Here is a 12,183-nt window from a genome sequence, read left to right as displayed (position 1 = left end):
TGTTATATAGAATACAGTAATTAACTATTCTGTTTTTTAATAAAAGGCTTATAATTTATAAAATAATTATTTAAAAATCCTAATACAAAGTATGCTCCTATAGGCTTATAAAGCAGGAAAATATCAAGAAAATGCCTACTTTAAAAAAATGATTATTAGCTATTGATTCTTTCTAATTAATTTATAAATTAATCGAATGATGTAGTAAAATGTGCCAGTTCATTTTCCTCATGTTATTGAATCATTCACATCAAGGATAAAGAGGACTAGCCCAACACTTAATCAAGGCAATATATTAAGTATCATTTCTTGTATTAGTCGTATCTAGTACTAAAAACAAAATAGGACAATAGAATACTATGAAAGGTCATCCACAAGTTATCGAGCAACTCAATAAAGCTCTTTCTCTTGAGCTTAGTGCTGTTAATCAATATTTGTTGCATTCTTCTCTTATAGAAAACTGGGGCTATATCAAATTAGCTAAAATAGAGCGCAAAGAATCTATAGAAGAAATGGAACATGTAGATAAACTCATTAAGCGTATTACTTTTCTTGAAGGACATCCAAATATTCAAACTTCTGAGCCTTTACGTATTGGAAAAAACCTCAAGGATATTTTAGAATGTGATCTTGCCAGTGAATATGAAGCTCGAGAATTTTATTTAAAATCACGTGAAATTTGTGCTAAGCTTTCTGATCATGTCTCAAAGAAATTGTTTGATGAATTGCTTGAAGACGAAGAAAATCATATTGATTTTCTTGAAACTCAACTTCAGCTTTTTAAAACAATGGGAGAAGAGAAATATAGTCAGCTCAATGCAAGCTCTGCTGAATGTGAATGTTAGAAAAACTATTATCTCATTTGTGAAATGAAGTTATTATAAAATTTATATAGAGGCTATAAATTAGCTAGCCTTTATAAATTTTTTCTATGAATATTCCATGGTCTATAAAAACCTGCAGAAGACCAAAGAGTGCTTTTGTTTTTAGTCAGTATAACACTTCCTCGCGATAATAATTGTTGAGACGTAAATGTTATTGCATTTATTGAATCGCATATTTCATTGCTTGTTGCATGTTTTTTAATTATGATATCTGCTTTTATACAATGATCTGTCTCTCCGTATAAAATAGCAATTTTAAATCCATTTTCTAATAAAGTTGTACAGATCTTATCATCACAAATAAATTGTCCTTTGAGAGATGGACCAATTTTTGTTGGTTTAATGGTTTTATTTATGCGAAACGATTTTTCCCATAAAGATATTGTAAACTTAGAAGGATGATAACGATCAACATATAATATCTTGTCATTCAAAACACCTACAATTTTCATATCATCTGCTATGATTAACTGTACAGGTGACTGCATCATACAAACTAGAATACCTGCCAAAATAAAAAAAACAAAGAAGAGTCTAATAGCCGTTTTTAAAAAAGTGAGCCCAACTAAACCGATACTTAATAAAATCAATGCAGATAGCGGGATAAATCCAGGATTTAAAACAGGAGAAATAGCCTGTATTGCATAAGCAATTTTTATCATAAGGTTCGTACCAAATCCCATAATCTGCAAAGGCCACCATTCAAGCCAAAAAAACATTGAAAAAACTGAAAGTAGTCCAAATGGCATGATGAAAATTGATACTATAGGCAAAGCTAAAGCATTACTGATAACACCTAAAAGAGCTACATTAGAAAAATGATAAGCTGCATAAATCCCACTTGCAGAACCAGCTACTAATGAGGACATACAAGTTGAAACAACGGATAAAAAGACAAAACGAAGCACCTTTCCTCCAATATAAGAAGGTGCTGTATTTCCTTTACAAGAGCAATACCCATCACTCCACCAGGAAAAAGCAGCAATCAAAGCTACGGTTGCAGAAAATGACATTTGAAAACTAGGCTCTAATATCTCATGCGGACTTATAGCTACAGTTACTAAACCAGCAATAGCAAAATTACGCATTGTTACAGCAGAGCGATTACATAATATAGCAACCAACATAACAGCTACCATCAAAAAACTTCTTTGTGCAGCAATATTTGCACCAGACAATATCAAATAAAAAGCTGTAACTATTAATGCAGCAATGGCAGCAAATTTTTTAACTGAGTAATAAGAGGAAAAGACTGGAAAAAATGCAAAAAAGCTCCGTATAATAATAAAAACCATACCACTCAGTAAAGCCATATGCAGACCTGATATTGATAAAATATGTGCCAATCCGGCTATACGTAATGCTTCATTGGTATTATGTGAAATACCCCCTCTCTGCCCTGTTATTAAAGCAGCAGAAACTCTCCCTCCTTCTCCACCAACCGCTTTAACAATTTTTTCAGTCATTTGCATGCGTAAATTTTCAATTTTTTGTAAAACTTTTCCTAGCATCATATCAGGCTGAAGAACTGATATCTTTTTGGGTTTTCCTAAATAAAATCCCTGTGCACCAATTCTTTTAAAATAATTATGAAAACTAAAATCATAACTTCCTGGACGTATCGCTCCAGATAAAGCACGAAGCTTTACTTTCCCATATAAGCCATCTCCAGGAGTTAACCCATCTGGTAAAGACTTTGCGACTAAATGCACCCGATTGAGATTATAAGATAAAGTAGGTTTTTCTGTCTTCAAAACATCTACTTTTAAGCGAAATCCCCCTTTCCCTACAGACTTAATAGAAACAATTCGTCCTGTTAATATGGTAACAACATCGCGACTCAACATTGGCGTAGACATATGCCATGTTTCTATTTTTGCAGCCAAAGCGCCTAATACAATACAAAATAAAAATCCAGTTATAAACCATATCTTCCGATAACACCGTAAAACATATAACAGGCTAGGGAATATAATAATCAATATAACAAATTGTTTCCAACTTGGTTCTTGCTCTAAGCTGAAATAAAAAATAATGCCTGTAGAAAAAAAGACAAAAACTAATAAGAAAAGCAGCCCAAAAGAAATTTCTCTGTTTATACAATCTATCAGCCACTTCCAGAAAAAAACTACTTTTTCCTTAAAAAAGGAAAATAAAGAGTCCTCTTTCCTATTATAGATAGCATTGCTTGCACCATCAATAACAAACCGATCACCCTTCTGTAACAAAACAAGACTTTTTCTTTGTGAGAAAAAACCTCCTGGTAGATCATCTTTAACTTTATTTTGATCTAACATCCGCAAATCCCCACTTTACTTGCAATGCGGCTATTGCACACCCTAATACCTATGCTAACATAGTTCTTCAATAAAATTCATAAATAACATCTTAATTTTAGAGGATAATGTCTGTGTCTGTTATTACCCGTTTTGCACCATCTCCTACAGGATTCCTTCATATTGGTAGCGCTCGTACCGCACTTTTTAACTGGCTTTATGCAAAACATACTGGAGGAAAAATGCTTTTACGTATTGAAGATACAGATCGAGAACGTTCAACAGAAGCTGCAGTTAAAGCTATCATAGATGGTTTGCACTGGATGGGACTCCAGTATGAAGGAGATCCTATTTCACAATTCAAACGAGCAGAGCGTCACCGTCAAGTTGCTGAACAACTGGTAAAAGATGGCAAAGCTTATTATTGCTATGCAACACTTGAAGAATTAGCTGAAATGCGTGAGAATGCTTTTGCAAAAGGTCTCCCAGCACGCTATGATGGGCGCTGGCGCGATCGTGATATTTCTGAAGCCCCTAAAGGAATCAAACCTGTCATTCGAATTAAAGCTCCACAAGATGGTGAAACAATTTTGCACGATCGTGTTCAAGGTGATATTCGCTTTCCTAATAAAGATCTAGATGACTTTATAATTTTACGTTCTGATGGCTCTCCAACTTACATGCATGCTGTTGTTGTTGATGATCATGATATGGGGGTAACACATATAATTCGTGGTAATGATCATCTTACAAATGCAGCTCGCCAAGCAATTATCTTCAATGCAATGGGATGGGATATCCCTGTTATGGCCCATATTCCGCTCATCCATGGTGAAAACGGTGCAAAATTATCAAAACGGCACGGTGCGCTAGGTATTGATGCATATCGGAAAATGGGATATCTCCCCATTGCCTTGCTCAATTACCTTGTTCGTCTAGGTTGGAGCCATGGTAATGATGAAATTATTTCAATAGAAGACATGATTGCCTGGTTTGATATTGATGATATCAATAAAAGTGCTGCTCGTTTTGATTTCAAAAAATTAGATGCCATCAACGGACACTATATGCGTCTAAGTAATAATCAAGATCTATGTGATGCTGCATTTAATATTTTACCAGAAAATGCAAATGAATTAAAAATAACAAAACAACTTGATGAAAAACATCGTGCGCAATTTCTAGCTGCAATACCAATTCTGAAAGAACGTTCAAAAACGTTGCTTGAACTTATTAATGACGCATCATTTATCTTCGCACAACGACCGTTGCCTCTTAATGAACAAGCAAAAACACTCTTAGATGAAAATGGTCAAACTATTTTAAAAGGAATTTATCCTATTCTAATGTCATGCCAAAAATGGGATGCAAAAACTTTGGATGAAACCATCCGACATTATGCACAAATACAAAAACTTAAATTTGGAGCTGTTGTTCAACCACTTCGAGCCGCCCTCACAGGACGCGTAACATCACCAGGAATTTTTGATATGCTTATCTTATTAGGAAAAGATGAGTCCCTGAACCGCATTAATGACCAAATTACCTGAACAGTATATTAATTTAATATATAAAACTAGAAAATATTAAAGTATAATTCTCTCAATGAAAAATAAATTTGTTTTTTAATTTAAAAAATTGAAATAAATATTAAAAAAAACTATGCTAAACAATATTTCAGATTGCATAAACAAAATTTTAGAGTCAATCTATTCTTAAAATAGGTAGGAAAAGCTTTAACTATAAATTGCTATAGCTAATAAAACAGCATATCAATTTAAAAAAATGGAAGCACTGAAAGGAAATATTTAATGTCCGAAAATAAAGCATATATGACTGTCAATGGTAAAAAAATAGAATTACCTGTCCGTAAAGGTACCATTGGCCCTGATGTCATTGAGATTGCATCTCTTTATAAAGAAACTGATACCTTTACTTATGATCCTGGCTTTACCTCAACTGCCTCTTGTGAATCAAAAATCACGTATATCGATGGTGACAAAGGAGTCCTACTTTATCGCGGTTATTCTATTGACCAACTTGCTGAAAAAGGTGACTTTCTCGAAAGCTGTTATCTTTTGCTTTATGGAGAACTACCAACCAGACAAGAAAAAATTGATTTTGACTACCGTATTATGCAACACACGATGGTGCATGAACAATTTGCAAGATTTTTCCATGGCTTTCGTCGTGATTCTCATCCTATGGCTGTTATGGTTGCTTGCCTTGGAGCAATGTCTGCATTCTATCATGATTCCATTGATATTACAGATTCCCAACAGAGAATGATTGCTTCTATTCGTCTTATTTCCAAAGTACCAACCCTTGCTGCGATGGCATATAAATACAGTATTGGGCAACCATTTATTTATCCCCGTAACGATCTCAGTTATGCTGCAAACTTCCTTCATATGTGCTTTTCTGTTCCTTGCCAAGAATATAAAATTAATCCAGTACTTGCTCGAGCTATGGACCGAATTTTCACCCTTCATGCAGATCATGAGCAAAATGCATCTACATCAACGGTACGTCTTGCTGGTTCATCAGGAGCTAATCCATTTGCGTGTATAGCAGCAGGTGTGGCATGCCTTTGGGGACCAGCGCACGGTGGTGCTAATGAAACATGTCTAAAAATGCTGCAAGAAATAGGCACTGTTCAAAAAATTCCTGAGTTTATCGCACGTGCAAAAGATAAAAATGATCGTTTTCGTCTTATGGGTTTTGGTCATCGTGTCTATAAAAATTATGATCCACGTGCAAAAATCATGCAACAAACCTGCCATGAAGTCTTAAAAGAACTCAATATTCAAGATGATCCACTTCTTGATATTGCTATGGAACTTGAAAAAATTGCTCTAAATGATGAATACTTTATTGAAAAAAAGCTTTATCCTAATGTTGATTTCTATTCTGGTATCACATTAAAAGCCTTAGGTTTTCCAACTGAAATGTTTACTGTTCTCTTTGCATTAGCACGTAGTGTTGGCTGGGTTGCACAATGGAAAGAAATGATTGAAGATCCAGCACAAAAAATTGGCCGTCCACGCCAACTGTATACAGGTCCTTCAACACGTGAATATATTCCGATAAACGACCGCACAAATTCAAAAAAATAAAAAATCAATTAATAAAGCCTTAATTTATTGGGGCTTTATTTTTTTTGGTATTTCCTTCCAATTACCAATCTCATTTTTATCAGATAGAGTATATTGATCTTTCTATTTTTAAAAACATAAAGACGTCATATTAAGTTAAAATAAGGTCTTATATTACATTTAATTCTTCCTAGCCGCGGCTTAACTTGCATTCTAATAGACCATGCTCTTTAAAGATATGTTATGTCAATAACAAATAAAGAGGCTATAGAAACTACTTCAAACCGTGAAAAATTTAATCATTTTACTAAAAAATGACGTTAAGCTAGTAAATCTATTCTATCACTACTTTTTATCGATATTTTACCATTCTTAAAATTATTTATCATGTTTTCTATGCTTGATATGTTTCTTACTAAATGCAAACTGACGACATTAAAACATGTTTATTGCAACATAATAGAACAGTGCCCAGCCATTCCCAAAATATTAAACTATAGCATCATTAATTTAAAATAATGCTTATATAGAGATAATGAAAATACAACTCATATTTTACTTACTGTGAATTTCTTCCTGTACAGATATTATATACTCCTAACATGATAAAGACTTGTTATGATTATAATTAAATCAATACCAATAAATTTTTGTATTGCTCTTCATAAAGCTTACAGATTATAAAATATGTCATAGCATAGTATCTCTTTGTGCACTTCATAGGAGAGGATAATGAAATTATTGGCTGCAGCTTTCATAATAAGTGCAACACTATTTTCCCAATTCGTTAATGCTAAAACGTTGACAATCGCAACTGAAGGCTCCTATCCTCCATTCAATTATATTGACTCAAATAATAAACTTCATGGTTTTGATATTGATATAACTCATGCGCTTTGCAAAAAGATGAAAATTGAATGTGTTATCACTATTCAAGATTTTGATGGAATTATCCTAGGCCTTCTTGCTAAAAAATATGATGCTATTATTGCATCTCTATCCCCTACACAAGAGCGACTAAAAAAAATTGACTTTACAGATGCTTATTACAGTACAGAATTAGCTGCAATTGTTCCTAAAGATTCACAAATTAAAGAAATCTCAGTAGAAGCATTTAAAGGAAAAAATCTTGGTGTACAATTAAACACAACACAAGCTATATATGCAGAAAATCATTATGCATCTAAAGGGGTGAATATTAAACTCTATCCCACAACAAAAGAAGTAATACGTGATTTGTTAAGTAACCGCCTTGATGTCGTTATTCTTGATAAATTACAAATATTAGATTGGTTTAAACACAAAGGAAAAGATTGTTGCCATTTTTTAGGAAGTATTGAAGGAACTGAACTTCCTATTGCAATTGCTATACGCCAAAACAATGACGATCTTAAAAATCAGTTCAATAAAGCCATAAAAGAAATCCGTAATGATGGAACATATGATAAAATTACTAAAAAATACTTCCAAATTGATATTTATTAAGTATAAAATTAATTACAAATTGAGCAAATGATTTACGTTTTCAGCAAATAATTACTTCAAACCTTTATTAGGAGAATGGAGATGATTGACAGTTTATCATTGCTATCATTTAGCAATGGTGGGTGGGGTATGGTAATCCTGACAAGTGCAGGAATGACATTATCATTAGCTCTATGCTCCATAATTTTAGGTCTTCCTTTAGGGCTTATGAACGCAACAATGATTCAATCCAATATCAGGATACTTAAAGCTATAGCAACTTTATTTTCATCCGTATTTCGCGGACTACCAGAAATTTTAACATTGTTTTTCGTTTATTATGGCTTACAAAACTGTATTCAAGCTATATTTGATTTCTTAAATATTGACATAATATTTAGTATTAATGCTTTTATTGCTGGTGTTCTTGCATTCAGTATGGTTTTTGCAGCTTTTTCTTGTGAAGTTTGGCTTGCGGCATTTAAGATGTTTGATAAAAGCCAATATGAAGCAGCGCAAGTTCTAGGTCTCTCACGCTCAACAACATTTTTCCGGATTGTTTTTCCTCAACTTCTCCACAATGCTTTACCAGGCCTGTCTAACAATTGGCTTACTCTGCTTAAAGATACATCCCTCGTTTCAACTATCTCACTGCTTGATCTCATGCGACAAACTAATTTAGCTGCTACAGCAACCAATGAACCTATTTTGTTTTATCTTGTAGCATGCTTACTCTATCTATTATTTTCAGCAGTTTCTTCAGCAATTTTACGTTATCTAGATAAAATGCACTCAAGTAGGAATAAAAGGTACTAATCTAATGATTTCTGATGCGCCCTATTTTCTTTTTAATCCTGCACTTTTAAACCGTTATAGCCTAAAATTATTTGATGGCTTTATTGTTACTTTAAAACTTGTTTCTATTTCTTGTTCAATAGGACTTCTTCTTGGCATATTGATCACATTCATACGTTTATCTAATAATAAACCCTTACAATATTTGGCGCGTGCTTATATCTACTTTTTTCGCAGTTCTCCTTTATTGGCACAGCTCTTTCTCTTCTACTATGGACTTGGATCGTTGAGTAGCTTCTGGCAACAAATTGGCTTATGGTGGTTTTTTCAAAATGCTTGGTATTGTTGTCTTTTTATTTTTTCGCTTAATTCTGCTGCCTATCAAGCTGAAATCTTTAGAGGCAGCTTATTAGCAGTAGCAGCAGAACAACGAGAAGCATCAAAAGCTTTAGGACTGAATCGCTCTACAACATTTTTCAAAATTATTTTTCCACAAGCGATGGTAGTAGCATTACGCCCCTTAGGAAATGAATTTATTTTAATGACTAAATCTAGTGCTATTGCTTCACTCGTAACTGTCTATGATTTAATGGGTACAACTAAACTAATTTACTCACGTACTTTTGATTTCCAAGTTTATGTTTGGGCTGCTATTATTTATCTTATTATCGTCGAGCTTATTCATCGAGTTATTATTTTGATTGAACACTATCTAACCCGATATTTACGATAGATAAAAAATCATTATAAAAGCTTTTCGCCCAATCAAAATGCTAAATTAATCTATTTATTTATCAATTGAGAAAATGAAAAATGAATCTAGAAAATAAAAATAATCATCCTATTGATAATACAAAAAGTTTGATTATCTCTATCCGCCACTTAAATAAATGGTATGGGGATTTTCAGGTACTGTGTGATATCAACTTAGATATAAAAACTGGCGAACGTATTGTTATTTGCGGTCCATCAGGATCAGGAAAATCAACTCTAATTCGTTGTATTAATCAATTGGAGCAAGCACAAGAAGGTTCAATTTTAGTCAACAATGTTGATATTAATACAGCTCCCATACAACAACAAAAAAATATTTTACGTACAATAGGAATGCTTTTTCAAAACTTTAATTTATTTCCTCACATGACCGTTATACAAAATTGTATCTTAGCACCTATAACCGTTCACAAACTTTCTAAACAACAAGCAACAGAAAAAGCAATCCATTACCTTACACAAGTTGGTGTTGAAAAACACTGTAATAAGTATCCTTTACAACTATCTGGTGGACAAAAACAGCGTGTAGCTATAGCACGTGCTCTTTGTATGGAACCTCAAATAATGCTTTTTGATGAACCAACGTCAGCACTTGATCCAGAAAGCGTTGGAGAAGTCTTAGAGGTTATGGCTCAACTAGCAAATACCGGAATAACAATGCTTTGCGTTACCCATGAAATGGGGTTCGCTCGCAAAGTTTCAGAGAGGATACTCTTTTTAGAAAACGGAAAAATTATTGAAGACACAACATCGAGCACATTTTTTACTAATCCTAAAAGCCAACGTGCTCGTGATTTTCTAGCTAAAATCAAACATTAGCCATAAACATTATGGTATCAGCAATTTTTTATGCTCTGTTTTTTCCTTAAGAAACCGTATAATCGTTTGAGCAGCAATATCTTCTGATGGCACTTCTGTTTTCATTTTCGTCTCTATTATATCAAAGGAATCAAATTGTACATGCCGTAATAAATGGTTATGTAAAAGTTGTTCTATCTGCCTTGCTAACATGCCAGGTCGCAAAAATTCATTAAAATATTCGGACACAACAGGCTTATCAGCAATAATATTCGGAAGAGCAGAACTCCATAGTAATACTTTTGAAAAAAAAAATAATTTAAAAAAATAATCAAGCTTATAGCAAAGAATCATCGGAATTCTTGCCAGCGCTAATTCAAGTGAAACTGTTCCTAACGCTGCAAGTGCAACATCAGCTTCTGCAAAAGCAGACCATTTCTCATCTTCACCAACAACAATCTCAACCTCATTTTTCCAATCTTGCGTTAAAAGATGAATCTCATTTATTAAATACGGTAAAGTTGGTAAAATAATACGTAAATGAGGAATACGTTGTTTAACAATTTCTATTGCTTGTCCAAAAATAGGCATCAAACTGCGTATCTCTGACCTCCGTGATCCTGGCAAAACGACAATTGTAGGTTGCAATATTGGTTCATTACGTAAACGCTTTTTTTTCGATTGAACAGCTAAAAGCGGGGGATAGGTTAAAAGACGATGCCCAACATAAGTTGTATCTGGTCCATTCAAATCTTTTATAATCTTTTCTTCAAACGGAAAAATAGCCAATATATGATCAACAAATTTACGCATAATTTTAGCACGTTCTGGCCGCCATGCCCAAACAGTTGGCGCAACATATTGAATAATAGGAATAGAAGGTGCTAAAGTGCGTACTCTTTTTGCAACACGATGAGTAAAATCAGGACTGTCAATAATAATTAAACAATCAGGTTGTTCCTGTACAATGAACTTAGACAAATTACGAATATGCATCAATAGTAATGGCAATTTCTTTAATACTGCTCCTAAACCTATTAAAGCAATATCATTAAAGTCAAAAAAACTTTTCAAGCCTAATGCTTCTAAATGTCTGCCTCCAACACCAATCAAATAAATATTGCATTCTGTCTGTTTAGATAAAGAAGAAATCAAGTCTGCTCCAAGTAAATCACCAGATTCTTCACCTGCAATAACAGCAATTTTTAAAGAACTATTATTCATTATCCGTTGTCCTAAATGTTTCTATAAACAAAGAACGTTTATTTGCTTCCTCTATCGTTTTTTCTAAAGATAATATCAAACTTTTCTTTGCTTCCACTGCAATACCAGACAATCCACTTTTAGCAGCATTAATTACTGTTGTAGGTCCAATTGATGGCAAATCCACCCGATGATCTTGTTGTGGTTTTACACATTTCACAAGAACACCACCTTGCGGGACAATTTTCTGCCTTTCCCGCATTTCCTGAACTCGCTTTAACATATTATCAGTTCCCTTTGAATCTTCTACTGCTACCACTCGGCCATCAATAGCTACAGCTGCTTGTCCAATATCTAATCGACCTAAGCTTCTTGCTGCTTCAGCCGCCAAAAGAATATCAGCATTCTGCTTGGAATTAGCACGTTGCACTGTTAAATTAAATTCTATTGGAGCGAGTAAATCTGGTACAACTTCATGAGCACCAATAACACAAAAACCATAGTCTTCCAAAATACGGATAAAAGCTCTTAATAATGTATCATCTCCACTTCTCAATGCCTTAAATAACTTTGATAAAGCCGACAAAGTTGTCCAATCGGGCCGTAATTGCAAAAGAGATGGACGCTTTTTCACACCACCTGCTAAAATAATATTGTGAATTTCAGCCGCTTTTAAAATTTTAAATAATCGTGCTAATTCTACAATTGATAGTTCACAATGCTCATAATCATAAAGTGCCATATCAGCTTCACCACGCAAAAGAACAAGAAAAGGATTTTGTCCACGTTTTTCAAGTTCTTGAGCAACTACAGTAGGTAAAACACCGTTTCCAGCGATTATGGCAGTTCTACCGGAAAGAAAACTTCTGGCATTAGAAGAAGGCACTTTTAGTC

10 protein-coding genes are annotated in these 12,183 nt (G+C 33.8%); 7 read left to right on the top strand and 3 right to left on the bottom strand.

What is annotated here, in order from left to right:
• The first annotated feature begins 359 nt into the window (after positions 1-359).
• Positions 360-845 carry a bacterioferritin gene (gene bfr, locus BA1379B_RS01995; RefSeq protein WP_035005977.1) on the top strand — a complete coding sequence of 162 codons (486 nt, stop codon included), beginning with the start codon at positions 360-362 and terminating at the stop codon, positions 843-845.
• Positions 846-916: 71 nt separating this feature from the next.
• Here bfr and BA1379B_RS01990 read toward each other — a convergent pair whose 3' ends face one another.
• The gene (locus BA1379B_RS01990) at positions 917-3,181 is read right to left on the bottom strand and encodes a ComEC/Rec2 family competence protein (RefSeq protein WP_078692329.1); all 2,265 of its coding nucleotides are present in this window, start codon (positions 3,179-3,181) and stop codon (positions 917-919) included.
• A 113-nt stretch (positions 3,182-3,294) separates the two neighbouring features.
• Between BA1379B_RS01990 and gltX the strand changes: the two genes are divergently transcribed.
• From gltX to BA1379B_RS01960, 6 genes are all read left to right on the top strand, one after another.
• On the top strand, positions 3,295-4,710 hold the full coding sequence (gene gltX / locus BA1379B_RS01985; RefSeq protein WP_035006686.1) for a glutamate--tRNA ligase: 1,416 nt from the start codon (positions 3,295-3,297) through the stop codon (positions 4,708-4,710).
• A 261-nt stretch (positions 4,711-4,971) separates the two neighbouring features.
• A complete protein-coding gene (gltA, locus tag BA1379B_RS01980) occupies positions 4,972-6,276 on the top strand; it encodes a citrate synthase (RefSeq protein WP_078673693.1) in 1,305 nt (434 codons plus the stop codon).
• Between the two features lie 711 nt (positions 6,277-6,987).
• Positions 6,988-7,740 (top strand): transporter substrate-binding domain-containing protein, encoded by a 753-nt coding sequence (locus tag BA1379B_RS01975; protein WP_078673692.1) that lies wholly within the window; start codon positions 6,988-6,990, stop codon positions 7,738-7,740.
• 81 nt (positions 7,741-7,821) lie between these two features.
• Positions 7,822-8,535: an ABC transporter permease gene (locus tag BA1379B_RS01970; protein ID WP_035005981.1), complete on the top strand. Its 714-nt coding sequence runs from the start codon at positions 7,822-7,824 to the stop codon at positions 8,533-8,535.
• Between the two features lie 4 nt (positions 8,536-8,539).
• Complete coding sequence (locus BA1379B_RS01965; RefSeq protein WP_035005982.1) at positions 8,540-9,247, top strand: ABC transporter permease; 708 nt, start codon at positions 8,540-8,542, stop codon at positions 9,245-9,247.
• Between the two features lie 80 nt (positions 9,248-9,327).
• Complete coding sequence (locus BA1379B_RS01960; protein ID WP_078673691.1) at positions 9,328-10,107, top strand: amino acid ABC transporter ATP-binding protein; 780 nt, start codon at positions 9,328-9,330, stop codon at positions 10,105-10,107.
• Positions 10,108-10,116: 9 nt separating this feature from the next.
• Here the strand turns inward: BA1379B_RS01960 and lpxB are convergent, their stop codons facing one another.
• Entirely contained in the window at positions 10,117-11,310 is a 1,194-nt protein-coding gene (gene lpxB, locus BA1379B_RS01955) for a lipid-A-disaccharide synthase (protein WP_035005985.1), read from the bottom strand.
• The gene (locus BA1379B_RS01950; RefSeq protein WP_078673690.1) at positions 11,303-12,175 is read right to left on the bottom strand and encodes an LpxI family protein; all 873 of its coding nucleotides are present in this window, start codon (positions 12,173-12,175) and stop codon (positions 11,303-11,305) included. The genes lpxB and BA1379B_RS01950 overlap by 8 nt, the downstream gene beginning before the upstream one ends.
• Positions 12,176-12,183 lie beyond the last annotated feature (8 nt).

Origin of the sequence: Bartonella sp. A1379B, from assembly GCF_002022485.1 — a bacterium.
Taxonomy (GTDB): domain Bacteria; phylum Pseudomonadota; class Alphaproteobacteria; order Rhizobiales; family Rhizobiaceae; genus Bartonella; species Bartonella rochalimae.
The sequence above is the reverse complement of the archived record's forward strand: the minus strand, read 5'-3'. Positions and strand labels throughout refer to the sequence as shown.